The sequence below is a fragment of the Shewanella sp. ISS20 genome (assembly GCF_056522965.1).
Genome location: NZ_JAWRZK010000001.1, coordinates 202315 through 227277, shown reverse-complemented (window position 1 = coordinate 227277; position 24963 = coordinate 202315). Strand labels below are relative to the sequence as shown.

At 44.7% G+C, this 24963-nt stretch carries 23 protein-coding genes; 14 read left to right on the top strand and 9 right to left on the bottom strand.

Annotated features, from left to right (window positions below; all coding sequences use genetic code 11):
• The first annotated feature begins 89 nt into the window (after positions 1-89).
• The 13 genes from AC1HDP_RS01015 (at position 90) to AC1HDP_RS00955 (ending at position 11528) form a co-directional block, all read left to right on the top strand.
• Entirely contained in the window at positions 90-839 is a 750-nt protein-coding gene (locus AC1HDP_RS01015) for an SDR family NAD(P)-dependent oxidoreductase (RefSeq protein WP_479637316.1), read from the top strand.
• The gene (gene pseG / locus AC1HDP_RS01010; RefSeq protein ID WP_479637315.1) at positions 817-1995 is read left to right on the top strand and encodes a UDP-2,4-diacetamido-2,4,6-trideoxy-beta-L-altropyranose hydrolase; all 1179 of its coding nucleotides are present in this window, start codon (positions 817-819) and stop codon (positions 1993-1995) included. Before AC1HDP_RS01015 ends, pseG begins: the two co-directional genes overlap by 23 nt.
• Positions 1955-3070, top strand: coding sequence for an aromatic ring-hydroxylating oxygenase subunit alpha (locus tag AC1HDP_RS01005; protein WP_479637314.1), 1116 nt, complete (start codon positions 1955-1957; stop codon positions 3068-3070). The genes pseG and AC1HDP_RS01005 overlap by 41 nt, the downstream gene beginning before the upstream one ends.
• Complete coding sequence (pseI, locus tag AC1HDP_RS01000) at positions 3063-4136, top strand: pseudaminic acid synthase (RefSeq protein WP_479637313.1); 1074 nt, start codon at positions 3063-3065, stop codon at positions 4134-4136. Before AC1HDP_RS01005 ends, pseI begins: the two co-directional genes overlap by 8 nt.
• Entirely contained in the window at positions 4137-4931 is a 795-nt protein-coding gene (locus AC1HDP_RS00995) for a cytidylyltransferase domain-containing protein (RefSeq protein WP_479637312.1), read from the top strand.
• A gap of 117 nt (positions 4932-5048) precedes the next feature.
• Positions 5049-5282 carry an acyl carrier protein gene (locus AC1HDP_RS00990; RefSeq protein ID WP_140931975.1) on the top strand — a complete coding sequence of 78 codons (234 nt, stop codon included), beginning with the start codon at positions 5049-5051 and terminating at the stop codon, positions 5280-5282.
• A gap of 21 nt (positions 5283-5303) precedes the next feature.
• Positions 5304-6065: an SDR family NAD(P)-dependent oxidoreductase gene (locus AC1HDP_RS00985; protein ID WP_479637311.1), complete on the top strand. Its 762-nt coding sequence runs from the start codon at positions 5304-5306 to the stop codon at positions 6063-6065.
• Between the two features lie 10 nt (positions 6066-6075).
• Positions 6076-6642 (top strand): GNAT family N-acetyltransferase, encoded by a 567-nt coding sequence (locus AC1HDP_RS00980; RefSeq protein ID WP_479637310.1) that lies wholly within the window; start codon positions 6076-6078, stop codon positions 6640-6642.
• On the top strand, positions 6639-6884 hold the full coding sequence (locus tag AC1HDP_RS00975; RefSeq protein WP_479637309.1) for a hypothetical protein: 246 nt from the start codon (positions 6639-6641) through the stop codon (positions 6882-6884). Before AC1HDP_RS00980 ends, AC1HDP_RS00975 begins: the two co-directional genes overlap by 4 nt.
• An 8-nt stretch (positions 6885-6892) precedes the next feature.
• Positions 6893-8350: an AMP-binding protein gene (locus AC1HDP_RS00970; RefSeq protein WP_479637308.1), complete on the top strand. Its 1458-nt coding sequence runs from the start codon at positions 6893-6895 to the stop codon at positions 8348-8350.
• Positions 8347-9075, top strand: a complete 729-nt coding sequence (locus AC1HDP_RS00965) for an SDR family NAD(P)-dependent oxidoreductase (protein WP_479637307.1) — start codon at positions 8347-8349, stop codon at positions 9073-9075. Before AC1HDP_RS00970 ends, AC1HDP_RS00965 begins: the two co-directional genes overlap by 4 nt.
• Positions 9076-9083: 8 nt before the next feature.
• A complete protein-coding gene (locus AC1HDP_RS00960; protein WP_479637306.1) occupies positions 9084-10322 on the top strand; it encodes a class I SAM-dependent methyltransferase in 1239 nt (412 codons plus the stop codon).
• A gap of 3 nt (positions 10323-10325) precedes the next feature.
• Positions 10326-11528 (top strand): class I SAM-dependent methyltransferase, encoded by a 1203-nt coding sequence (locus AC1HDP_RS00955; protein ID WP_479637305.1) that lies wholly within the window; start codon positions 10326-10328, stop codon positions 11526-11528.
• 91 nt (positions 11529-11619) lie between these two features.
• Here AC1HDP_RS00955 and AC1HDP_RS00950 read toward each other — a convergent pair whose 3' ends face one another.
• Genes AC1HDP_RS00950 through pseB form a run of 9 tightly spaced genes read right to left on the bottom strand, consistent with a single transcriptional unit; the run spans position 11620 to position 22002 of the window.
• Positions 11620-12363 (bottom strand): phosphocholine cytidylyltransferase family protein, encoded by a 744-nt coding sequence (locus tag AC1HDP_RS00950; RefSeq protein WP_479637304.1) that lies wholly within the window; start codon positions 12361-12363, stop codon positions 11620-11622.
• Positions 12351-12959, bottom strand: a complete 609-nt coding sequence (locus AC1HDP_RS00945; protein ID WP_479637303.1) for a gamma-glutamyl-gamma-aminobutyrate hydrolase family protein — start codon at positions 12957-12959, stop codon at positions 12351-12353. The genes AC1HDP_RS00950 and AC1HDP_RS00945 overlap by 13 nt, the downstream gene beginning before the upstream one ends.
• Positions 12956-15274 carry a PEP/pyruvate-binding domain-containing protein gene (locus tag AC1HDP_RS00940; protein WP_479637302.1) on the bottom strand — a complete coding sequence of 773 codons (2319 nt, stop codon included), beginning with the start codon at positions 15272-15274 and terminating at the stop codon, positions 12956-12958. The genes AC1HDP_RS00945 and AC1HDP_RS00940 overlap by 4 nt, the downstream gene beginning before the upstream one ends.
• A 27-nt stretch (positions 15275-15301) precedes the next feature.
• The gene (locus AC1HDP_RS00935) at positions 15302-15814 is read right to left on the bottom strand and encodes an adenylyl-sulfate kinase (RefSeq protein ID WP_479637301.1); all 513 of its coding nucleotides are present in this window, start codon (positions 15812-15814) and stop codon (positions 15302-15304) included.
• A 2-nt stretch (positions 15815-15816) separates the two neighbouring features.
• Positions 15817-17415, bottom strand: coding sequence for a CDP-glycerol glycerophosphotransferase family protein (locus tag AC1HDP_RS00930; protein ID WP_479637300.1), 1599 nt, complete (start codon positions 17413-17415; stop codon positions 15817-15819).
• Between the two features lie 14 nt (positions 17416-17429).
• A complete protein-coding gene (locus tag AC1HDP_RS00925) occupies positions 17430-18179 on the bottom strand; it encodes a class I SAM-dependent methyltransferase (protein WP_479637299.1) in 750 nt (249 codons plus the stop codon).
• Between the two features lie 35 nt (positions 18180-18214).
• Entirely contained in the window at positions 18215-19765 is a 1551-nt protein-coding gene (locus tag AC1HDP_RS00920; protein ID WP_479637298.1) for a CDP-glycerol glycerophosphotransferase family protein, read from the bottom strand.
• Positions 19766-19822: 57 nt separating this feature from the next.
• Complete coding sequence (gene pseC, locus AC1HDP_RS00915; protein ID WP_479637297.1) at positions 19823-21010, bottom strand: UDP-4-amino-4,6-dideoxy-N-acetyl-beta-L-altrosamine transaminase; 1188 nt, start codon at positions 21008-21010, stop codon at positions 19823-19825.
• Positions 21007-22002, bottom strand: a complete 996-nt coding sequence (pseB, locus tag AC1HDP_RS00910; RefSeq protein ID WP_479637296.1) for a UDP-N-acetylglucosamine 4,6-dehydratase (inverting) — start codon at positions 22000-22002, stop codon at positions 21007-21009. The genes pseC and pseB overlap by 4 nt, the downstream gene beginning before the upstream one ends.
• Before the next feature lie 320 nt (positions 22003-22322).
• Here pseB and AC1HDP_RS00905 point away from each other — a divergent pair, with 320 nt between their 5' ends.
• Positions 22323-24782, top strand: a complete 2460-nt coding sequence (locus AC1HDP_RS00905) for a motility associated factor glycosyltransferase family protein (RefSeq protein WP_479637295.1) — start codon at positions 22323-22325, stop codon at positions 24780-24782.
• Positions 24783-24963: the final 181 nt, after the last annotated feature.

The following is a 24963-nucleotide window of genomic DNA, read 5'->3' as shown; positions in this document are numbered from 1 at the left end:
ATTAGAACAGCAGTAAGTAGCAGTTCCGCTGCCAATATGGATGTGCAGTAAACATTAATGCAGCGGTGAACAGGAGTTCCACCATCATCATGGATTTGAGTAATAAATGCTATCTAGTGACAGGGGCTGCTATAGATTCAGATATTGGGCTCGCCATCTGTCAAAAGCTCGATGCTTGCGGCGCCCGCTTAATTTTAGTGGGGCGGCGTGAGCAAGCCTTGATTGATACCGCCGCAACGCTTAATGGTCAACATGTTATTGCCCCGTTTGATTTAACTAAGCTTGATGATATTGCGCCTTGGGCCAAAAACTTAGTCTCTGAATATGGCGCCATCGATGGTCTAGTTCATAGCGCAAGCTTTCAAGGTTACAGCCCGCTAAGAGGAATTTGCGCGACACAAATCCATCAATACTTTGATGTCAATTTCTCAGCGGCTGTCCTACTTACCGCCGCTTTTTCTAAAGCTAAACATTTTAATGCGGATGCCAGCTTTGTATTTATCGGCTCAGCGGCAGGTCAGCGCGGCTTAAAGGCGCGCACCTTATATGCAGCCTCAAAAGCGGCGTTAGCCTCTATGGTGCAATCCGCCGCATTGGAGCTTGCCAGTAAACATATAAGAGTCAACTGCGTAGCGCCCGCCATCGTCAGTGGCGCCAAGGCTGAACTGCAATTTGCAACCTTAGGCGAGCAGCGAAGTCAGCTCCTTAAAAACGCGCATCCCTTAGGACTCAGCACACCGTTAGATGTGGCCAATAGCGTGTACTTTTTACTCAGTGATTTAAGTCGCAATACCACAGGTATTACTTTGGCGGTGGATGGGGGCTTTCTTGCTGGCTAAAGCGCACATTGCATTTTACGCCAATAATTCTCATCTTATTGGCGCAGGCCATATAATGCGTTTATATGCCCTTGCTGAAGTGGCAGCCATTGATTTTGATGTCACCTTCCTTTATAAAACTTGCTCAGAAGCCCTACTTAACAAACTCAAGCAAGCCAATTTCACCACAGTGCAAATTGATGCCCCCATCAATCATCAGCAACTCGAGCGCTTAGGTTTTAGTGCTCTCTTTATCGATGATTACGCTTTAACCTTGGCTGAATGGCAGCAATTGCGCTTATTAGACACTTACTTAGTTAAACTTGATGATGCCCTTGATAACGCGCCGATCCTGGCCGATTTAATCATTAACCCCGCGCCTAACTGCAGCGCCGCCTATTATCAAGCGTTAGCGCCCAAGGCACAGCTTTGCCTTGGGCCAACATTCACTTATCTCAGGCAAGAGTTTGCACAAACTCACTATCAGATGATTGCGCAGCGCCCGAATATATTGATTAGCTTAGGCGGCACCGACACTAAATCTCTGGCACTGCCTTTAGTGACTGCCTTAATGGCGGCCTTACCTGACGTGCAGATGCAGCTTTTATTAGGCAAGACCCATCAAGACCAAGCGGCGCTCACGACACTGGCCAAACATAAGCCTAATCTAAGCCTAATATGCGACCCGCCATCAGTCGCTGCCATCATGATGCAATCTGGTTTAGCGATTTCAGCCGCAGGTGGCACCTTAGGTGAATTAGCCAGCCAAGGTGTGCCCACCTTGGCGTTAGTCACTGTGGATAATCAAGTGGCCGCCATGACCTCCCCGCTTAATAACACTTGGTATCGCGCCCTTGATGTCCGTACTTTTGTGTCTAGTGCCTTTGATGCCAATGGCTTTAATACGAGTGGCTTCCATTCCCCAGCCACTCAAGTCACACCCCCTGGTTCAATCAGCCAATCGGCCATTAATCACGATTTATTGAATGTTATCAACGCCGAAGCACTTAGTCTTTGGCATAAAAAATGCTTGAGACAAACTATGAGTGATATTGCACGTCAATTGATTGACAGCCAAGGTTGTCAGCGGGTCATCAATCAATTATGTGTTGACTTACAGCAGAGACGGAACCTACATGATAGCAATCCAAGGCCTTCATCCAACACACTACTATGACGACGCATACTATCGTCTTGAATTGACTCAAGTGTTTGAGAATAACTGGATATTTGTCGGTTTTAGCGATGAGTTAGCCAAGCATAATGACTTTATCACCGTAAAAATCGGCAATACCCCAGTGGTAGTGCAAAACTTTAACGGCCAAATCAGCGCATTACTCAATGTTTGCAGCCACCGCCGCGCGAGCTTGCAAACTGGTCGCGGCAACCGCCCATTAGTTTGCCCCTATCATTGCTGGAGCTATAAAAGTGATGGTGCGTTAGCTGGCGTGCCGCAAAACCGCACTGATTTTGGCTTAGATGACGCCGCCAAAAAACAGTTAGCCTTAAGGCAGTTTGATGTCGAGTATTGTGGCGCCATGGTGTTTGTACGCGTGGCGAAAACGGGCCCGAGCTTGTCAGAATATTTAGGCCCCTATCACTACATTCTTAGCCGCATTTCAGCGGATTTTAGTGATCCTGTCCATACCGGTAATTATCACTGGCGCACCAACTGGAAGATTGCCTGCGAAACGGTATTAGAGGTGTATCACGTTGCAGGCACTCATCCCGATACCTTTGCCAAATTTGCTAAAGCAGAATGTGACATTGAATATTTTAATGGCCACACCACAGGCAATACACCGCTGCAAGACAAACCTAAAAAATGGTGGGCTGGCGCACGCAAACATTTAAAACTGGCGCAAAGTGAAGAATTTACTGAATACAACCACTTCTTTATTTACCCCAATTTAGCCATAGGACTCACCAACGGCTCATTAATGTCAGTGCAAACTTACGATCCTCTATCCCCTGTCGAGTCACAGCTCAATTTTGAGCTGCGCATGATGAAACGACTCGATGGCAGTGAGACCAGTCAAGCCGTAAAAGTGGCGATAAATGCCAACTTTACCAGCTTCAATCACACCATTTTAGAAGAAGACAGATTGGTGGCTGAATCATGTCAAGCCAATATGCCAAGCATCACCACCCCTGGGGTATTGGGTCAATGTGAAGACAGAATTCGCCACTTTCACAATGCGTGGCGCCTTAATATGACAGCCTGCGCTAACGGTAGGATTAACTATGTTTAGCCAAACCATCACTATTAATGGCCGCGCTATCGGCCGCCAATGCCCTCCTTATGTGATTGCTGAGCTTTCTGGTAATCATAAAGGCAGCTTATCCCAAGCATTGGCCATGATAGATGCCGCCGCCGCAACGGGGGTGGATGCCATCAAGATTCAAACCTATAGCGCTGATACTATAACCCTTAATCACGATAGCGCGGATTTTCAGTTAACTGGCGGGCTTTGGGCGGGACGCACCCTGTATGATTTATATCAAGAGGCGCACACCCCTTGGGAGTGGCACGAGGCCTTATTTCAGCGCGCCAAAATGCATAATATCACCCTGTTTTCATCGCCATTTGATGCCAGCGCCATCGCCTTGCTTGAATCCCTTGATTGCCCAGCCTATAAAATTGCCTCTTTTGAAATCAATGATATTGGCTTAATTACTGCGGCGGCCAAAACGGGTAAGCCCATCATAATGTCAACCGGCCTTGCGACCTTGGCAGAAATTGAGGAAGCCGTGAATGCCGTGACAGACGCTGGCGGCACCCAATTAGCCTTATTGCATTGCATTAGCGGTTACCCAACCCCAATTGCAGATTGTAATTTACGCACCATTGCTGATTTATGCCAACGTTTTGACTTTCCAATAGGTTTAAGCGATCACACCATTGAAAGCACAGTGGCTATTACTGCGATCGCCCTTGGCGCTTGCCTCATTGAAAAGCATTTCACCTTAGATAAGAGTGATGGTTCAGTGGATGCCGCCTTTTCATTAGAGCCGACAGCTTTCATTGAATTAACCCGTGACACCAATAAAGCCTTTAAGGCCTTGGGCCAAGCAGGCTATGACATTAAGCCGAGTGAAATCGGCGGCCGCGATTTTAGGCGCTCGCTGTACATCAGCCAAACGATTAGCAAAGGCCAAGTGTTTACCCCAGATAATGTACGTTCAGTAAGACCCGCTCACGGCCTGCACACCCGCTATTTGCCGCAAGTTCTTGGCCAAATTGCCAGCCAAGATATCGCCTTTGGTGAGCCGCTGCGTGAAGAGCATTTATCCATACCACTCATAAGGAAGGCATAAATGCGAGTTATCTGCATCACACAAGCGCGCATGGGTTCAAGTCGTTTGCCGGGCAAGGTGCTTATGCCCATTGAACATATGCTCGCTGAACATAGGCTCGCTGAATCAAAGCAAGCGCCAGCCCTAACACAGGCGCTACCCATGCTTGAATACCATATTCGCAGGGTCAAAGAGGCGCGCACGGTTGATTGCCATATTATTGCCACCAGCACGGCAGACATTGACAAGGCGATTGTGAACTATTGCCAAGCGCAGCAGCAGGCCTATTTTTGCGGTGATGAGCACAATGTATTAAGTCGTTTTTATGAGGCGGCATTACAAGCCAACGCCCAGCCAAGTGACATTATTATTCGCTTGACCGCGGACTGCCCGCTGATTTGCCCAGGTTTAATTGATGAAGCGGTTATCAAGCATCAGCAAGGCTCGCCTCATCAATATACCCATGTCAGCCTCAATTATTTTCCCCGTGGCTTTGATGTCGAAGTGTTTAGCATGGCGAGTTTAACCCGCGCTTATAAAGAGGCTACAAGCTGCGCCGAGCGCGAGCATGTGACCTTATTTTTATACTCTGAGCCCAATGCGCTTATCGCCAGCATTGAAACCGGTAACCGCCAATGGCAAGAATTTAGGCTATGCGTGGATGAACTTGCCGATTTTCATTTGGTAGAGCAAGTGATTAAGGCGTTAGGGCCAAATTGGCTCAGCGCCACCCCAGCTGAAATTTGCCAAGTGCTGATAGATAAGCCTGAGCTTGCCAAACTCAATGCCCAAGTGGTGCAGCGCACGGCGCATTAGCTCTACATTAGGTTAAACAATAACGCGCCTTGGTCGATAGAGTCTTATCGGCAGCTAGGTAAATACGAACAACTTAGACGCTAAACCCTGACCCACACTAACGAAAAGGTGAATCCTATGAACAAACAAGAATTCTTAAACAATCTAGAAGAAATCCTCGAACTTAATCCAGGCGAGCTTAAAGGCAATGAAGTGTTAATGGATATCGAACAATGGGATTCCTTGGCCTTTTTAAGCGTGATTGCCATGGCCGATGAGCATTTTGACATCATTATTCAAGGCGATAAATTAGAAAGCATTACCACAGTGGCAGATTTACTGGCGCTAGTGGATGAACATTTGGCCGCCTAATGGAGCGCAGGTAGCAATACTATGAGCATTCAGCCGATGGACTTTAGCGGTAAGCGCGTGCTGGTTACTGGCGCATCCTCTGGCATAGGCCGGGCGTGCGCCGTGTTATTAGCCGAGCTTGGCGCTAAGGTCATACTCAATGGCCGCAACATCCAAGCTTTGCAACATACTGCCGAAAGCTTAGTGGGCGGCGGCCATGTGTGCGCCCCCTTTGATATGGCAGATACCGATAAATTATGTGACTGGGTTAAGACCTTAACCGCTGAACATGGTTATCTCGATGGCTTTGTGCATTGTGCAGGTGTGCAAGTCACCAAGCCCATACGCCTGTTTGATCAAGCATTTTTTGATGACACTATGCACGTCAATTTAGCCAGTGCCATGGCCATCACTCAAGGCTTTAGGCTCAAACGCGATCGCACTAAACAAGGCGCCATCGTCTTTGTTGCCTCCATTGCTGGCCTCATAGGTCAAACCGGCAATACAGTGTATGGCGCGAGTAAAGCGGGATTAATGTCATTAACTCGCGGCCTATCGATGGAATTACTGCGAGACAATATTCGCGTTAATTGCGTTGCCCCCGCACTGGTGGCCACCGACATGGCCGAGCGCACTAAGGCCAGTATGACCGAGGCGCAGTTTCAACATATGGTCAATCAGCACCCGATGGGATTAGGTCAACCCGAAGACGTGGCCAATGCCGTGGCGTTTTTACTGAGTGACGCCGCCAAATGGATCAATGCCGTGACGTTACCAGTTGAAGGTGGCTATTTAGCCAACTAAGAGGCCAAACATGCCCTTACATTTTAAACGAGTGGATATTGACGATGCCGAGCTACTGCTTAAATGGCGCACGTCACCTGAGATCAGTAAGCACATGTTTACCGACCTTGAGCAGCCATCGTTAGCTAAGCAGCAAGCTTGGATTGCATCGCTAGCCGGGCGCAAGGATTATCGCGGTTATATGATCCAAGATGATGATATTCCTATTGGTTTCTTATGCTTTAGCGATATTGATGTTACTCATCAGCATTGTAGTACTGGCTCTTACATTTATGAGCGCGAGCCTAGGCTCAAGTTCGGCGCGACTATGCACACTTATATCTGTAACTATGTTTTTCATCAGCTAAAACTGAATAAGATTGTTAACTATGTGCTTGATGCTAATGACAAAGTGGTAAAGCTCCAAACTTTACATAAAACGCGACTGGTTGGGCATCTTCAGCAGCACATAGTTAAAAATGGTCAGTTTTTGGATGTCCATGTGTTTGAGCAACTAAAACAAGATTGGCTGACGCAAAAACAGCACTTTAATCTAGATAAAATAGCCGCCGCTTTTAATGATTGGGATAATGCATGAGTAACTTTGAAGCCATCATCTTGAATGAAACTAAGCAGATAATTGAAAGCAAAGGCGAAACCTGCCCGGAACTGCAACTGCACTTGTCATTTTTAGCCGATTTACCTATGGATTCACTGGATCTTGCCACCTTAATTGTGAGTGTCGAACTTGCCACCGGCGTTGACCCATTTAGAGACGGTTTTAAGTCGTTTCATAGCCTATCTGACTTAATTGCGCTCTATCAAGGCGCTGCTGCCTAATGTTCGCTATGACGACCAGCATACAAAGAAGCATGGCAAGCCTGCTTAGTAGCGACAGTCAATTTGCCTTGATTGAAAATGGCCAGCGTTTTTATGCTCATGATTTCAATCCTGATAATTTGCAACTGCATAGCGTTAGTGCTGATGATCTTGATGCTGACGAGCACTGTCTATGCCATGTGGATATAACTACGGCCTATATAGCGCTGGCACCTAGTGGCACTGGCGTTGGCTCATTAGCAAAACCAAGATGTTCAACACCAGCAAGCTCAACTGCAAGCACAACACCAATAGTGGCGCTGATGATCCAAGCGATGCACTACGCTGAATCTAACAATATTCCGCTGATTTTAAATCGAACTCAGCAAGCACTCGATATTCATTCTGTGCCTAAGCATTTTGCTATTGGTCTGCTAACGTCCGGCACCACAGGCCAGCCCAAGTTAGTGTTTCACGCCTTAGCAAAATTGCTACCTAGCGAGCGCCATCATCCCCAAAATGACAGTCAAAACCACAACGCGGCTAGCTTAATACACTCGAAGTTCATACAAGCGAAGTTAATACAAGCTAAGCCAATAGCGCCAAAGCCAGCAACTACTTGGCTACTGTGTTATCACCCTATGAGTTACGCGGGCTTACAAGTAATTTTGCAAGCCATAGTGAGTGAAGACACCTTAGTTGCCGCCCTTGATGCTAGCCTGCAAGCGAAAGCGATGCTCGCGCATGTACATAAAATCAATGCGATTAGCGCCACCCCATCTATGCTGCGCGCCCTACTATTAAGCTGGCAATCAAGCCTACCGCCGTTAACTATCATTACCTTAGGCGGTGAAATTGCCGATCAGCGCACCTTAGATGCTATCAATAACGTCTATCCCAACGCACAAATTCGCCATATTTACGCCACGACTGAAGCCGGAGTGGTTTTTACCGTAAAGGATAGGCGCGCAGGTTTTCCGCGCGCTTGGCTGGAAAACGCGGCTAATATCAGTACGGCTTGTAATAACAGTGATGCCAGTACTGCTTGTGATAACAGCAATGGCGCCACTCGTCGCCATATCACTCATGGCTGGCAATTAATCGCAGGCTCAACCTTAAGATTAACTAAGGGTCAAGTTGAGATAGATACAGGTGACTGTATCGACATCACCCAAGACAGAGTTTTGTTTACTGGCCGCATAGATAATCTTGTGAATGTCGGCGGCGTCAAAGTCAATCTTGAAGCGCTCGAGCGCCAAATCATGCAGCTGCCTGAGATTAGCGATGCCAGAGTCTACGCCAAAGCTAACCCCATCACAGGCGCATTAGTGTGTGTGGAATTATGCGCATTTAACCAAACCCTTGCCGCTAAGGCGCTTAACGAGCTCTGCTTACAACTTGAACCTGCCGCAAGACCGAGAATCATCACCTTTAGCGATAACATCAGCTTATCAAGCGCAGGTAAAAAACAGAGGTTTTTGCAATGAAACATATTATTGTCACCGGTGGCAGTCGCGGCCTTGGGCTTGGCATAATCACCCATTTGCTCTATCAAGGTTATAAAGTCTCTTGTTGCAGCCGCACCAAAACCGCAGCCATAACCAGTGTAGAGCTAGTACACCCAGATTTTAAATGGTTTGAATGTGACGTTGGCAATGCCGAGCAAACCACAGCTTTTGTGAATAATGCTTGTCAGTGGGCGGGCGATGCGCCCTTGTGGGCCTTAATTAATAATGCCGGAATCGCCAAAGAAGGCGTACTGGCTACTTTCCCCAATATCGACACCGACGCCTTACTGCAAGTTAACTTAAATGGCGCTATCTATTTTGCCAGAGAAGCGCTGCGGGTATTTTTGCGGCAAAACAGTGGCGGCAGGATAATTAATATCAGCTCGATTATCGGTAGCCGAGGTTACACCGGCCTTGCGGCTTATTCAGCCTCAAAAGCTGGCCTTGATGGCCTAACGCGGGCGCTGGCACGAGAAAATGGGCGGCGCAAGATCACGGTTAATTCCATTGCCCCTGGCTATTTAGATACTGAAATGTCATCCCTCTTATCGGATAGCAAGCGCGAGCAAATAGTGCGGCGCACGCCGCTGCAACGCCTTGGCACAGTGCAAGATATTACGCCTGCCATTAGCTTTTTATTGTCTGATGGCGCGGCCTTTATTACCGGCCAAACCTTGACCATAGATGGCGGCATTACTAATTAAGGGAATATATGGCCACAGCTTCATGTCAACTGTGTAGTAAAGAGCGCTGGCAGACATTTTCCCACATAGCCTTTGGGTTATGGGATACCACTGAGCTTGAGCTCAAGCGCCAACACTCGCTATACCCTTTATCTCAATGCCAGCATTGTGGTCATGTGCAAGTGAGCGTTCAATATACTAACGACTTGTTTGCCAAGCTCTATTTTCATTCCGCCCAAGAAGCTGTGATGTGGGATGAATCCCTGATAGCAAGCCATGCCCCCTATCAAGAGATGATTAGCTTTGCCTTATCAGGCTTAAATGACATAAATAACCCACTAGGTTTAACTCACCAATCGCCTAAAACCGTGGTTGATTTTGGCTGCGGTGAAGGCAAATTGTTAGCGGCGACGCAAGCTGCACTGCCAGATAGTGAGTTAGTGGGCATAGATTTTAACGATAGATTTTCGCAAACCAATATTCGCTACCTTGCCTTTGATTTAAATAACCTTGAGCAGCTAACTTCAGATGCTTGGCCACAAGGCATAGATTTAGCCATGGCATCGCACGTGTTAGAGCATGTGATTAATCCCGTGGAGTTTTTGCGCGGTATCAAGCAGCAACTTAGCCCCAAAGGCGCAATTTTTATAGAAGTGCCGGATTTTTCAGCGCCGCATCCGCTGCCATCCATAGGCATGAGCAATTTAGTTAACTTGCAGCATATTCATTACTTTAGTTTGGAATCTCTGCAATTTGCCGCCAAGCAAGCAGGCTTGCGCCTCATTAAACAGGCAAGAGTGATCACAGGTTATATTCCAAGGCTGCAAGTATTACTGCAAGCAGCCAACGACCTCGCCTTGAATCATGACTCTACTCAACCTGAAAGCCATACAGTTAGCACAGTGAATGCTGTTCGTCATTATCAGCACCAATGCCAGCAATTGCGGGCACAATTGGCTGCCAAAGTGCGCGCGGCCATAACCCGTCATGGCAAGGCTGGATTATGGGGCATAGGTGCGGATTTTTATCTATTAATCAGTGAACACACGGATTTGCTTGAACTCATTGCTAGCGGCCAACTTGCCTTGTTTGATTACTCATTAGCAGGTAAGCACTATCAAGGGCAAACCATAGCTTGTAGCAGTGAGTTAGCTAACGCCATTAACCCAACATTTCTGTGCCCGCAACTTGCTGAAACCCGAATAAAAATGCGAGCCATCAGCCAAGAGTGGCAACAAGTGGTCGACCCATTTTTCAAAGGAATGTAATCAATGAATAGTTTGCTGACGACCACGCCGTGCCAATTATGTGGCCACCACGACTGGCAAATAATCGACACTTTACTCTCCGGAGTGTGGGACAAAAGTGGCACCGAACTCACGCGCCAAGCCATGGAGTTTCCAATTGGCGAATGCCAGCATTGCTGCCATGTACAAATAGTCATTGCTTATAGCGATGACATTTTTAATATGCTCTATTTTTCCAGCACGCTAGAGCCTGATATGTGGTGTGATACGTCCCAAGGCGCTAAATCCCCCTATGAAGATATGGCGGAATTCTTTACGCCATATCTTAGCCAGTGCGCCCATATTGTCGATTTTGGTGCGGGGGCTGGCGCTACCTTACTTTATTTAGAAAAGCACTTTGCAGATAAGCAGCTGCAACTAGCCAGTATTGATTTCCACCATCATATTAAGTCAAGCAGCATTGCCCATATCAGTGCCGACTTAAATCAGCTAGATGAAATTAAACCCCATTTTGACCACCTGCCAATAACACTTGCCATTAGTACCCATGTGTTAGAACACATAATCAATCCAGTGGCTTATTTACGGCACATTAGTGACTGCTTAGCTCCCGAGGGCCATATATTTATTGAAGTGCCAGATTGTAGCCCGGATGCTGATATTGCTGCGCTCGCTTATACCAATTTAGTGCACGCCCAGCATATTCATTACTACACCAAAGATTCGCTGCAAATAATGGCTGCTAGCGCAGGTTTAATGATAATTAAACAGCAACAAGTCACCACAGGTAATATTCCACGAATAATGCTGCTGCTTAAAAAATGTGACCATGGGCAGACAAACCAAATTAACCGCGTGAATCACAATGCCAGACTTGCCGTAGAACAGCGCTTTATGGGATATCAAGCATGCCAACAAGCGCTCATTAACCAAGTTAAAGACCAGTTAGCGCAACAGCAGATAATAGGTATATGGGGCATAGGGGGAGATTTTTACTTATGGCTTAAGCGCTATCCAGAAATGATTGAGGCGATTAAGCAGCAACAGATTTGTCTATTTGATTATGAATTAGCAGGCCACACCTTGCTTGATCAAGTCATTTCATCCAGCGCTGAATTAAAGCATTTCCAACACCCGGTATACATAGCGCCCATTTACGCACCCACCCGAGAGAAAATGCACAATCTGGCGACGCAGTGGCAACTCAGTAATATTCATCTGATTTAGGCAAACGCCTAGAGCTCATACCACAACCCTATGTATTAAGACGTTAAGACATAGGGCTATGGTGATTTGTTTAAGGGCATTGATTATGCCCTTAAGCTAACTCCACCTGATGAGTTAGCATAAAAGCTTCACATTGGGCTAAATCATAGGCTGAGTCGATTTCAAACCAAAAATCAGCAATGGCCATCACATGAATGTTAATGCCTTGGATCAGTAATAAACTTAATAATGCCGTCATATCGAGTTTATTAATCTCAGTTGTAGTCAGCTTGGCAAGGCTAGCGTTAATTAATGCAAAACCTGCCACAGTTAGCTTAAATAAGCCCATAAACTGCCCTTGGACTTGCTCAATCGCACTCGCCTTTTGGCCAATATCCTGCAACAAGCCATCTGGGTTGAGCGAGAAACTTTCTGCATCATCAAGAGGATTATCAAAGCGTAATTGCCATTGCTGCAACCAATTAGGATCGTAGGCCACTACTATATCCCCGTCCGCTTGCGCTAACTGACGGATAACCCGCGAAGGATAAATGATATCTGAATAACTCACTATGCTGGTATCGGCTTGTAAAAATTCACGGCAGCCTAATAAGGACGTCACCATATTCGATGTTTGCCAGTGCGGGTTATGAAATAACTGCGGAATATAGCGCGCTATCATGTCACTCTTATAACCAGAGGCGGCGGCAATCTCATGCAAGCCCGCAGCTTTCATGGCCTGCAGTTGGCGCTCAAGCATACTGACGCCTAATACATGGGTTAATCCTTTAGGTTGTGATAATGTGAGTTCCCCCAGGCGCGAGCCCCGTCCTGCCGCGAGTATTAATCCTTGCATACTGCACCTTGTGTCAAAAATTGATTGAATAATTGCAGATCTTGCTTGCGTTGCGGCATTAATCTTTCTGGGTGCCACATAATTGCCAACCAAGATAATTGCTTACCTTTTACCGCTTTTACCATGCCATTATCATCTGTACCTATCACCTCAAATTCAGCAGGGATATTGATGCACTCAAATTGATGGTAACTATTTACCTTGATAACTTGTTGGCAGAATAATATTTGTTGCTGAGCAGAGACTTGGCCTAGACATGGACGTAATTGCGCGCCTTTATAAAGCACAATAGCCTGCATCCCTCGGCACACACCGATAAGTGGATAGCCATGTTGCTCACTCCAATCCATCACTAAACGTTCAAGCTCACTGCGCGTATCGCTAGCATCTAGACTATATTCCCCGCCGCCAGTCAATATGGCCCCGCGGGCAATATCACTGCTTAGCATGGCGGTGGCAACATCTAAGTTATTCGGCAAATAAATAGGTAAAATGCCTGCTTGAATAAAAAATTCTGCCCATCTGTTATCTAAGGTGTCATGCATTTCGCCATACGCCTGAAGATTTGCCTGCATGACCACAAATACTGGCATCATTGAATCATTCTCACGCTGTTTGCAGCGCAATCTAGCTCGAGGAAATTAGCTTGTTTCCACAGGTTAAATTTATATTCGCCAGCACCAATGACAGCCGGAATATTTAACTCAGCGGCACGAATCGCCATATGGGAATTACATCCCCCAAACGCAGTGACAAATCCTTTCAGTTGATGAGTAAATATCCAATCGTAACCAGGGTCTGCGCTGGCAATTAATACTATTTTACCATTCAAATCCACGCCATCTTGGCAGGTCACTTGAGGAGCAGTGACTTTTTGGCGGGTAATAAAACTCGGCTCACATTTAGACGCCATAAATTCATAGGCATTATGGGGAGAATCTATTAACGGTGGCAATTTCACCAATTCGGCATTGGCATAAAGTTGCTTACCAAGTTCAATGCTGTTTTTAATCACCTCATATTGCGAGTGACTGCCAGTCATCAATTGATTAATAATATTGGCATTGGCAAATGCCATATCGTCGCGATTAAACCCATGAGATTGCCCGAGCAATGCTAAGCCCTCAATAGCATCGCTTAAACTGCGGGTGAAGACGAATTTGGCATATTCTCGGCCTTCAATTGCACACTTAATAAAGTGCAATAAGGAGTCGGCACTATGATTAATCCCATGGTCAATTAATATGGTATTGATTTTTTCATAAGTGCGCGCATCAAGTATTAAGCCGTGTTCTGTGGTGGCATTCGGCTGAGATTGTTGACTCGAGACAAAATACTTATCAAACGCCATATCATAACGCGGCGAGGTAATATCATAAGTGCCAGGCCGTAAATGGCCATATTCTTGTAAAAAATGAGGTTTAGATAAACGCGACAAATCTGACTGCATAGTGCCGCTGACGGTAGTGAGCGATGCTAGAAACTTATCATATTCATCATTAGTCAGAATCGCTTCATCCCGCAAAGATTGTAGTAATTGCACCGCAATAAAGGCCGCACGCGCTAAGCCTGCAAAAGGTAAGGTGCCATAACGCTTACAATTTTCCAGCAGCCAATAAATTCTAGACACGGGATCGGTAAAGCCTTCAATGGTGGTTTTATGTAAAGATTTTAGCTTTTCAATGCGATGTAAATCTTGGATCCACAAACCGGTGCGAGGATCGATAATGCGATTAGTTAAACTGAGTAAGTGCGATGATAATTCCCCACATTCTGCCTCTGAAAACCCAGCAGCAATCAGGGTTTGCATTTTTGCTTGAATCGATGGCGTATAACAAGAAAGCACTATATCGAATTCAACACTGTCATGGGCCTTAGGGTTATCTTTTAAACATTGTAAATAGTAATCAACCAATTTATGCCCAAGCTTGGGACTTAAATCTTTCGGTAAAAATGAATTAAAACTCACCCTAACATCTATATAAGGCAAGCCTAAAAAATCTATCATCAGTGGGAAACTGCGTAAATTTTTATAGCCGTAATTATTGCGCTGATAAGCCCAAGTGCTGTCGGTAACTAAATCTTTATATAAACTTAAGGCTAAAGGTTTAGGGTACAAACCTATAATTTCAGCAGGATTCCAATCAGGCATAACCCCAAATACCGTGGTGCTGCCAAATAAAAATGGATGCGGTTTCATTAACATGGTTAATTTATTCGCAATACTATCCACCCGTGCCAGTGAATTATCGGTATCCACAGTGACAGGCATGCACAGTGGCCTGATTTGAAATAACCACACTTGGCCAGTATCATTAATTCCATATTCAATATCTAACCTGTCATGATCAAATACTGTTATTAGTTCTTCAACCAAAGGCATCAGGGTTTTTAACAGTGGGATACTTGGGGGCACAGCATATTTTATAAAATAAGTATCCACCTCAGCCTTAGCGCCAGAGGTGACATTATCGGTTTTACCTGAGGCATCATCGGCAATGACGACATAAGATGCACCAGTGGTTGGCTCCCTTGTAAAAATGACGCCACTATGCACTATGCCTGTAGCCATAGGCTGAATCAAGACTTCTTCACTTGCCGCAAAACCTTGGGGGTAACTGGCAAAAACATCGACTATAGCTTGCTGCAACTGCTCGGGATTATCTATGTTTAATACGCTACTAAACATACCAGCCATTGAACCATGGTAACCATCTTCTTGACTGTAACTACTGCGAACCACTAACTTCTCAGCACCTAATATGCTAAATAACTGCTTAAAATACTCAGTGGAACTGGCAGCAAATTGCTGATAGGAAATGATGATTAATGGCAATACTTCACCCTGGATCAAATGACCCTGCAACTGCGCTAACGTGCGTCCTTTACTCAAAAATGTCCATGATTTCACAATGCGATTCCTTGCAGAAAGATGAAATTAATAACTTAAAAAACGCTGCACAATGGCATCCACCACAGATGCTAACTCAGCGATATCAATATTATCGACCACGAGATCGGGCGAGCGCGGAAACTCAGCATCTATGCCGCGGCCAACAATATGCTGGCTATCATTTTGGCTGTGATCATAGAGATTCTTTTGATTGCGTTGCTGCAAAATATCATCACCTGGGTTTACAAAAATTTCGACATAACCAGGTAAGTGTGCACGATTCCAGTTTTGTACTGCATGAAATAACGAGACAGTTGATACCACGACAATTAAGCCCTGCTTTGCCAGTAATTCAGCCATTCTTGCGTATTTCATCGCAAGTTCGAGGCGAGCAACACGCTTAAAGTCATAGTTATTAAATACGGCGCGTAAATCATCACCATCTAAATGAACAATATTGCTCTGCTCAAGCTTAAGACGCTTAATTAACGCCTTAGCTAAGGTCGTTTTACCTGCGCCAGGCAATCCAGTCACCCAAAATACCCTTTGCTTATCCATGTCTAATGAACCTCGATATGATCGCGTAAATACCACCAATCAGGGTGGCGCTTATCTTGCAGAATATAATCAAAGTGCTGATATAAATAATCTTCAGAATGGCCTAAATTAAATATGCTGCTTTTACAGAAATCTGTATGTGCAAGCGACTTATCAGTGCTAAGTAGCAACTCAGTGATAGTTTGATATAAATCTTTCTCATTATTTACTAAGTGAGCAAATTTAGGTTTATCAAGAATAAACTGACATTGGTTATAGTCTTGAATCAAAGAGTGATGATCGCTAGAAAATAAAATAACAGGCCTTGCCGTCAACAGTGCGAATGAAAAAGCCACAGATGAAGTATCTGAGATAATTAAGGCTGAGCGTGCAAAGCTTTCAAGATAACTTTGCTGACTCACATCAATTTCACATCGTGGGTGCTGCTCGCACCAAGCCAATAGCTCGGCAAAAGCCTGAGCTCGCGGATGACTCAAAGAATATTTAACTAATGCTAAATCTTCAGGATGGGGTCTAAATATTAATTTTTTATGAGAAAATCGCGCCAAGATTTCAGGTATGAACTGCAAAGCCGAAATAATGGAATAACAAGCATCGGTTTCATTACCAGCTGGCAATGATGATAAGGTGGGTGCATATAAGATGCTATCTGCTGGCAATTGAGTTGCACAGACGTCATGGTATTGACGCATATTATTATCGTGCCTTGGGTAGCCCCCTGGAATTAACACAATATTATTTTCAAACTTATTCTGTATACAAATGTCTTGATGCATTTTCATGCTAGCGCTGGAAGGCAAAAATACATAATGAGTTTGCGCTTGCTGTAAATGCTCGTAGGTTTGCTGATTAAACAGCAAAAAGTCATAAATCATATGACAAAAACTTAGTTTTTTAGTCTGCCTGGGGCTGCAAGGAAAGACATGGGCGGTAATGACGAGATCGAGTGAAGTCTCAGCATTCATGGCACTCTGGCCCATTAAAAACGTTGGCATCTTGCCCTGCAGATCAAGCTCTGAGTCACTTAACGTCACAGTATTATGATGCCCCGCTAACCAAGTTGGAATATGACCCAAGTGACCTAAGTACCCTCCCCCTCGTCCTAAACAGCAAATGCCTATTAGATGTTTTTTTTGGGCGCTTGAGCTTTCAAAAAATTGGCTACGTTCTACATAAAAATAGGATTCAAGTTCCTTGATGCTTGATAACGGCTGAGCGAGTAGCGCAAGTAATTTATGGCGATTATGGGTAAACATATGCCCCAGCATAATACTATCTGAGTCATATTTAAGAGGCAGGCATTGCTCATTTTTTACCCCTTGCTGCGCTAGCCTTGATATAGCTGCCAGTGCATATTCATCTATCGAAATCGCAATAAAAAATATCCCTAGAGGGCTTGGGATTGAGTGAGCTTTATAGACATTGCGTTCAAGTAAAGGCGATGGCGCAAACTCGTCAATAAATTCAAATTCGAGCTGATTGTCAATCAAGACATTAGCAAGCTTAATCGCAAATGAGCCGCCACCAACAATATATATAGGCGTATTTAGACCATAATTAACCTCATTGGCGAGGCTAGTAATATTTGTCAGTAGACTCATTTGCCTATCACCTATTATTTAAGTTGGGCCATCCAAATATTGGTTGAATAGGGAATAGAGATAGATTCTTTCTTTAGCCCAAGTAAGAATTTTGAAATGGCATCAATAACCACTGGGAATTTTGCCGCGGCTTGACGCTCTAAGGTTGCATGGGAACGCCAAGCTTCAATGCATTTTTCTACGGATTGTTGATGCACGACTTTGGCATCTAAGTGCACAACGGCGCCGAACAGTTTACTGGCTTCAATTATTTGGCTTTGATCTTCGCGGCGCGTGCCATAGCCGTATGAAGGAATAATGCCTGTAATAATTGATTCTATTTCAGCCTGAATAGGCTCCTTTAAATCCCTATGATTCCACATACAGGCAAACCAACCACCAGGCGTCAATAAACGAGCGGTTTCAGCTAATGCCTTAGGTCTGTCACACACGTTAAAAGAGCTACCAAAAGTCACCAAGGAAAACTGGGCAGATGCTTGGCCGGTATTTTCGCCAGTGCCTTCATGCCATTGAATATTACTTAATGATTCAGTGCGCTTGATACCGTTCGCGCGCATGGCATCATTAGGTTCGACGGCTGTCACTTGTAACTGCTTGGCTCCCAACATAAGTGTCAAATGTGCGACACCTGCCCCCACATCACAAACGCTATCATTGGTTTGTACTTGGCTAACGGCTAGCATGGCATCAATCGCGGCTGGTGAATAATCAGGGCGCTCTAAATATGCATTAGCCAAACTCGAATAATCCCATTCAGTTTTCATGATTTCTATCCTTTGTTGTGACAGTTATATTTTATTTAGCAATTATCAAGCCAATACCACCAATCAGGATGTTTCTTCCCTGATAACAGGTAATCAAGATTATCGAGGAGATATTGCATAGAAGTTCCGCGGTGATAAACCACTTGATCACAGAACTTGACCCGCTCAATATCATCAGTTACCTCAAAGCACTGAGTTAACGCGTGAATTAAATCACTGACTGAATCAACGCAGTAACCGATTTTTTCTCTGTCATTTATGTAAGCAACATCTGGCATTAAGCGTTTTACTTGCGCTTGATCCGCTGAATAAAACACCACAGGTTGCTTAGTCGTTAATGCAAAAGAATAAGCAATCGCTGATGTATCTGTAATTAATACAGCAGCTTTAGCAAAGGTTTCTATATAATTAGATTGATTAGCATCGAGATGGCATCTAGGTTCGGTTTCGCATAATGCCAGCAGTTGTCTAAAAGCATTTGTCCGCTGAGTCTGAACGCCTTGTTTGATTATCGAGAGATCATCGGGATGTGGCCTGAAAATAATATGCTTATCGGGAAATTCCGCTAAAATTGCTGGGATAAAATCGAGGGCATCAAAAATTGAATAAGTATATTTAGTTTCAGCGGATGTCATTAGCGCCGATAACGTTGGGGCGTATATAATCGCTTGTGAAGTGTTAGCCGTTAATTGTTCAGTCGTTGTCGCCTTTAATTGTTCTAACTGATCAATGCTATTATCTAATCTAGGGTATCCGCCGGGAATCAATACCAGATTATTAGTTAAGCCATAATCACGACATATTTTTTGATGCAACTCCATACTAGGTTTAGAAGGTATAAATAAATAATGGGTCTGGGGCTGCGCCATGACACGGGCGACTAAATCTTTATACACTAAAAAATCATATGCCATATGCATCATGGTGAGTTTAGGAATATGAGCTGGCGAACACTCAAAAAAGTGTGGATTAATCACCAGATCTGGCCAAGTACTCCCTAGCATACTGGGTTCACTCATAAAGTGATAAGCGTCAAGTGCACTCCCGTGAGGCGCTTGGTCACTAAACTCTCTAACCTTGTAATCCTTGGCGAGTATTTGCGGCAAATTTAAGACATGGGATCTAAAACCGCCGCCTTTGCCGTTATAATAGAAACCTATTTTTTTCAGCTGATTGCTATCTTCAGCTAACTCTTGATAACTTGCTGCGAAATAACATTGTTCAATATCTTGGAAATTACCCGATTGGGTTAAGATTAAATCAAGACATTTAGCGCGATTGTCACTCAACATGTACTCTAATACATTCGCGGCAGTCTCATAATATAAAGCAAGAATGTTAGCTCTAGGTACCCCTACCGCGCACAACCTATCGATGGCACGCTGCGCATATTCAGGCAAAGAAATGGCGATAATAAATTGGGCATTGACATTGGGTATGTCACAGGCCTTATAGACGGGTTTCCCCATCAAAGGACTGCTAGCCATTTCATCAATAAACTCAAAGTCTATATCAGCATCCAGCATTACTTTTGCAAGTTTTACTGCAAAAGTACCACCACCCACTATGTAGATAAAATTAAGCACGATAACATCCCTATTCATTGCAAATTCACTAAGCGCTGGAATTATCCAGCCAGCGATTTATTTACTTTTGCAGCTCTTTATCTTGGATAATTCTTGTTGACTTAACATATGGCTAAGGGAGTCGACAATAAATGTTTGCTCAAGCTCTGTTAACCCAGGAAATAAAGGCAAGGTTAAAATATGCTGATAAAATTGCTCTGCCTGAGGAAATTGACCAGCCCTAAAACCTAAATTCAGATAATAAGGTTGCAGATGCACAGGGAAATAATGCACATGCACTTGAATGCCAAGGGCGCGCATGTCATCAAACACCCGGCGGCGAATGGAACTATCGTCAAGACGCACAATTTGCAGATGATAACTGCTAATGCTGCCATCAAGTGGCAATACGGGCGATAACGGCAGTGGCGCTAACAGGCTTTGATATTGCAGCGCGAGTTGATTACGTTTAGCCACAAATTCTGCTAAGCGAGATAACTGACTGACACCTAAAGCGGCTTGCAATTCTGTCATGCGGTAATTAAGCCCAAGACTATGCTGCTCATAATACCAATCACCTTCATCAGCCCTTAGCATGTCGCTGGCCTCTTTAGTGATGCCATGACTGCGCGCCATCATCATCCTTTTAGCTAAACGCTCATCCATAGTGGTGGCCACGCCGCCTTCAGCTGAGGTAATTATTTTCACCGGATGAAAACTAAAAATACAAATATCACTGTATTGGCAACGCCCTACCATAGCCTCTTGATAGCAGCCGCCTATGCCGTGGGACGCATCTTCAATAATGCTAATACCAAAAGGCTGAACTAATTGCGCAATGGCTTGCATGTCGCAACTGTGACCGGCTAAGTGCACAGGAATAATGACTTTTGGCAGGCAGCCATTGGCTTCTGCCCATTTAAGTTTGTTAGCGAGTGCCACCGGGCACATATTGCCGCTATTAATATCGATATCGACAAAATCTATCGTGGCGCCGCAATATAAGGCGCAGTTAGCCGACGCCACAAAAGTAATAGGGCTGGTCCACACTATATCGCCCGCGTTAACACCTAAGGCTAAACAGGCAATATGCAATGCCGAGGTGGCGCTATTTACCGCCACCGCATAATTAGCGCCAGTAACTTGACATAACCCCGCTTCAAATTTGGGGACTTGCGGCCCTTGAGTTAAGTGGGATGAAGTTAATACCGCAAGCACAGCATCAATATCAGCCTGATTAATGTCTTGCTGGCCATAGGGGATCATTGGCCGCCATCCAGTGCCAATATTTCAGCAGTCGTTAAAAAATAGCTGTTATTACCAGAATGATATTCAAACCCCATAGGCACATCGCGCCCTCGCTCACCTAACTTATTTAGGCGGTAATTAATTTCTTTACCAAAGAACTTAATGCTTGGGGTAATGACATAATGATCGTCAAATTCTATGGTGTGGTGAGAATCATCCCCTGGGCACATAATTTCATGCATTTTCTCCCCTGGACGAATACCGACGATTCGCTGCTCTAAACCCGCGCCATAAGCGGCGGCTAGATCAGTAATCCGTACCGATGGAATTTTAGGTACAAATATTTCGCCGCCTTGCATTCTGGCAAAGTTTTTTAATACAAAATCCACCCCATCTTGCAAGGTTATCCAAAATCGGGTCATATCTTCATGGGTAATAGGTAAATAATTAGCGCCACTGGCAATATGCTGTTTAAAAAATGGTACCACACTGCCACGACTACCCACCACATTGCCATAACGCACGGCGGCAAACCTAGGGCGAGTATCACCTACGGTATTATTGGCTGCCACAAATAATTTATCTGAGGCTAATTTGGTCGCGCCGTAAAGATTAATAGGATTGGCCGCTTTATCCGTCGATAAGGCAATTACCTTTTCAACACCATTGGTAATCGCCGCCTGAATCACATTTTCCGCGCCGTTAATATTGGTTTTAATGCATTCCATCGGATTATATTCAGCCGCCGGCACTTGCTTTAATGCCGCCGCATGGATCACATAATCAACCCCTTTAAAGGCTTGAGTTAATCTATCGCGATCGCGCACATCGCCAATAAAATAGCGCATACAAGGCGCATTAAACTTTTGCTGCATTTCAAATTGCTTAAGTTCATCGCGCGAAAAAATAATTAACCGTTTTGGCGAATATTTTTCCAGAAGCATTTTGGTATACATGTGCCCGAATGAGCCTGTGCCACCAGTAATCAAAATTGATTTATTGTTAAACATAAAATTCAGCCTCTGGAATCGATATCAACCACACTAGGTTTGATTAACTATAGTTTGGCTATAGTGATGTGCTGATAAAACTAAAGCATAGAACATGCCAAAATTAAAACCCACTCGCAGTCAATTATTAGCAACGAGGGGATGATGAGGGAGTAATCTTCCAAGACCGAAAATGACGTTAACCGAGATAATTGGCGATCAGCATTAAAAAGTAACCGGCGATATTAAATCGAGCGTTAGATTTAAATAAAAAGGCACGCAAGTTGCTATGCCTATAACGTCATTTTTTTGACTCACACTAATAACTTTTGGAGCACAACATGACCTTGGCCAATCCTTTATTACAGCACTTCAGTATTAATGCCTTCGATGAAGTCTATTTAACGGCCGTCCAACGTCAACAATTTGAGCACCAAAGCGCTGCCAGTCAATATGCCAATAAATATACGCGGCTAATGAGCAACGATACCCTCTTTGTTATTTTGGGCACTGATTCTGGCTTGCTGGCGAACTACTTATTAACCCAAGGCCTAGCAAGTGGCAGTCGCTATATTTTTGTCGAGCATACTGACATTTTAGCCGTGCTCACCATAGATATTGAGCCGGAGTTGACCGATAAACTGCTGATCATCACTCCAGCGCAATTAGCCGATCATTTGAGTCAACACCAATACAGCATCTACATCGCCAAAAATCAGTTCGAGTTCATACAATCCTTAGGTTGCAGGGAATCGTATTTCAGTGACTATCTCGATTTAAAAAGTGATTGCCAACAAATTATCGAGCACACATTTTTTCAGCATGCGCAGCATCATAATCAAAGTAACTTTGTGGTGAAGCAATTCATAAATATGGCTGACAATGGCTACCCAGTGGCAAGATTGCGCCAACTGTTTCTAGGTAAAACCGCCATAGTGATTGGCGGCGGTCCATCACTTGATGAGTCAATAGCTTGGATTGCTGCCAATCAAGATACATTGATTGTGATTGTGGTGTCGCGCGCCGTAGAGCAAATACATCAAGCGGGAATTCATATCGACATAGTGGTGACGGTTGACCCGCAAGACATCAGCTTTTTAGTCAGTAAAGCCATGTTTAATTTGCCTAGCACTAGCATACTCATTCATAGCGATCATGCGGTAGAGTCCCTAGTAGGTCAGTGGCGTTATAGTCATTTTTATACCGGTTACCAATTGCCGTGGCAAACTGAAGATAACTTAGCCACCATAGGCCCCACAGTTACCAATACAGCGATTGGGCTTGCCGTTGAGCTTGGTTGCACTCAAGTATTACTGACCGGCGTCGATTTATGCCACTCAGCCCTTGGGGTTAGCCATGCCTCAGGTAGTTTCCATGGCTCATTAGGGCCAAAGCTTGATTTTATTGGTGAATGGGTCAGAACCTACTCAGGGCAATTAGCTGAAACCACGATTCAGTTATTCAAAGCGATTAGCTCGTTAGAAGAGCAAGTTGCTACCATAAACAAGGCTAGCGTCATTAATTTAGCGTCCAGCGCCGCAAAGGTGGCAGGTATTTGTCATGTAACGCCAGAAAACATAGTGCTTAGCCCGATTGAAGATAAAGCCAAGCAATTAGCGCAAGTTGCCACTACGCCAAACATGTTAGATAAAGCCTCATTAATCGCCATAACACAGCAACTTAGCGCCGCGACTATTGATCTTAACGCCATCCAGAAACATGCCCAACAAGCATTGGCTATTTGTAATCACTTTCAAGGCTCAAGCCATGCCAAGCTCGACAAGATTGAACATAAACTTAATAAGCGCTATCGCACCTTAATGCAATTTATTAAGTTTTATGGCTATCGCTATTTCAATGCTTTTTTAACAACTAGCGAATCAAGCCAATGGCAAATGGCAGATATTGCAGCGCGTCATCGCCTTTATTATCAGGCCATAGTGACCACAAGCGCAGATTTACTTGAGTTAATAACACTTTCCCAAGCAAAACTATTCACTCGGATTTCTGAGCACAACCCTAATGCTGACTTAGCCAGTCTTTGTCAGGCATGGTTAAGTCAAAAGCAACCAGCTCGCTACCTCATTTGGCTGGCTAAGCACCCTGCCCGCGCCCTGCAATTAACTGATGGAGAGCAGCAGTTAATCGCTGATATGAACATGCACACCCAAGCAGCCTTTAGCCAAGATGTCGGGCGAAATGCGTCTGGTGCGCCGATTGCGCTTACTCTTAATCGCACTCCTGAGAAAATCCAGCACCTCTATAAAACCGGCAATGCGGAAGGTTTGTATTTAGTCTATCAAGCGCTTGATTGGTATTTAGAAAAAGATGTGCGCGCCAAAAACCTGCAGGCTCGCGCACTGGCCTATTATTATGAACTGACGCAAGAATACGCTAAGGCCTTTGCGACATTAAGCGCCTTAGGTGACTCGCGCAGTGAAGTGGAAATCAAGCAACTCGTCATGATGGCCTTAAAAAGTCAGCAACTGCATGAAGCCGAAAAATACTTGTATCAGCTCCTTAGCTTTAGCGATTTATATTTACCATTTTTAGCTAATGTGCAAAAGCTCGCGGGAAATAATCAGCTAGCGCTTAACAGCTATCTCGATTATTTGGATAAATACCCTGAGGATATAGTCACCTATATCAAGCTTGGCAACATGCTGGCGGAATTGGGCGAAATTCAAGGCGCGATTGATGTCTTTACTCACATATTAATTTTAATGCCAGAGCATCCTGTCGCCTTAAATGCCCTTTATGAGCTGCAAAACTACCAAGCTCAATTGGCTAGCGTGCAATAAGCCAAGGAAGCAATAAGCCAAAGCTCTGTGAGCAACAGAACTGTGAGCAGAGTGTAATCAAGCAGAGCGCTAAGCCTAAGCGCAATGAACTCAAGCTCAGACTTGGACACTCGCCTTAGCCTGCGTATAATAGCGAGTAATTTTTTGGCATCTTTGGCATCAAAGCCAAGGGCGCCGCAAC

Coding starts and splice junctions, on each gene's coding strand:
- AC1HDP_RS00960 (WP_479637306.1), top strand. CDS start 9,084: ATGGCCACAGCTTCATGTCAACTGTGTAGTAAAGAGCGCTGGCAGACA.
- AC1HDP_RS00945 (WP_479637303.1), bottom strand. CDS start 12,959: ATGATGCCAGTATTTGTGGTCATGCAGGCAAATCTTCAGGCGTATGGC.
- pseC (WP_479637297.1), bottom strand. CDS start 21,010: ATGATCCCCTATGGCCAGCAAGACATTAATCAGGCTGATATTGATGCT.
- AC1HDP_RS00990 (WP_140931975.1), top strand. CDS start 5,049: ATGAACAAACAAGAATTCTTAAACAATCTAGAAGAAATCCTCGAACTT.
- AC1HDP_RS00925 (WP_479637299.1), bottom strand. CDS start 18,179: ATGAAAACTGAATGGGATTATTCGAGTTTGGCTAATGCATATTTAGAG.
- AC1HDP_RS00995 (WP_479637312.1), top strand. CDS start 4,137: ATGCGAGTTATCTGCATCACACAAGCGCGCATGGGTTCAAGTCGTTTG.
- AC1HDP_RS00965 (WP_479637307.1), top strand. CDS start 8,347: ATGAAACATATTATTGTCACCGGTGGCAGTCGCGGCCTTGGGCTTGGC.
- AC1HDP_RS00950 (WP_479637304.1), bottom strand. CDS start 12,363: ATGCAAGGATTAATACTCGCGGCAGGACGGGGCTCGCGCCTGGGGGAA.
- pseI (WP_479637313.1), top strand. CDS start 3,063: ATGTTTAGCCAAACCATCACTATTAATGGCCGCGCTATCGGCCGCCAA.
- AC1HDP_RS00970 (WP_479637308.1), top strand. CDS start 6,893: ATGACGACCAGCATACAAAGAAGCATGGCAAGCCTGCTTAGTAGCGAC.
- AC1HDP_RS01005 (WP_479637314.1), top strand. CDS start 1,955: ATGATAGCAATCCAAGGCCTTCATCCAACACACTACTATGACGACGCA.
- AC1HDP_RS00905 (WP_479637295.1), top strand. CDS start 22,323: ATGACCTTGGCCAATCCTTTATTACAGCACTTCAGTATTAATGCCTTC.
- pseB (WP_479637296.1), bottom strand. CDS start 22,002: ATGTTTAACAATAAATCAATTTTGATTACTGGTGGCACAGGCTCATTC.
- pseG (WP_479637315.1), top strand. CDS start 817: ATGGGGGCTTTCTTGCTGGCTAAAGCGCACATTGCATTTTACGCCAAT.
- AC1HDP_RS00985 (WP_479637311.1), top strand. CDS start 5,304: ATGAGCATTCAGCCGATGGACTTTAGCGGTAAGCGCGTGCTGGTTACT.
- AC1HDP_RS00935 (WP_479637301.1), bottom strand. CDS start 15,814: ATGGATAAGCAAAGGGTATTTTGGGTGACTGGATTGCCTGGCGCAGGT.
- AC1HDP_RS00955 (WP_479637305.1), top strand. CDS start 10,326: ATGAATAGTTTGCTGACGACCACGCCGTGCCAATTATGTGGCCACCAC.
- AC1HDP_RS00930 (WP_479637300.1), bottom strand. CDS start 17,415: ATGAGTCTACTGACAAATATTACTAGCCTCGCCAATGAGGTTAATTAT.
- AC1HDP_RS01015 (WP_479637316.1), top strand. CDS start 90: ATGGATTTGAGTAATAAATGCTATCTAGTGACAGGGGCTGCTATAGAT.
- AC1HDP_RS00980 (WP_479637310.1), top strand. CDS start 6,076: ATGCCCTTACATTTTAAACGAGTGGATATTGACGATGCCGAGCTACTG.
- AC1HDP_RS00975 (WP_479637309.1), top strand. CDS start 6,639: ATGAGTAACTTTGAAGCCATCATCTTGAATGAAACTAAGCAGATAATT.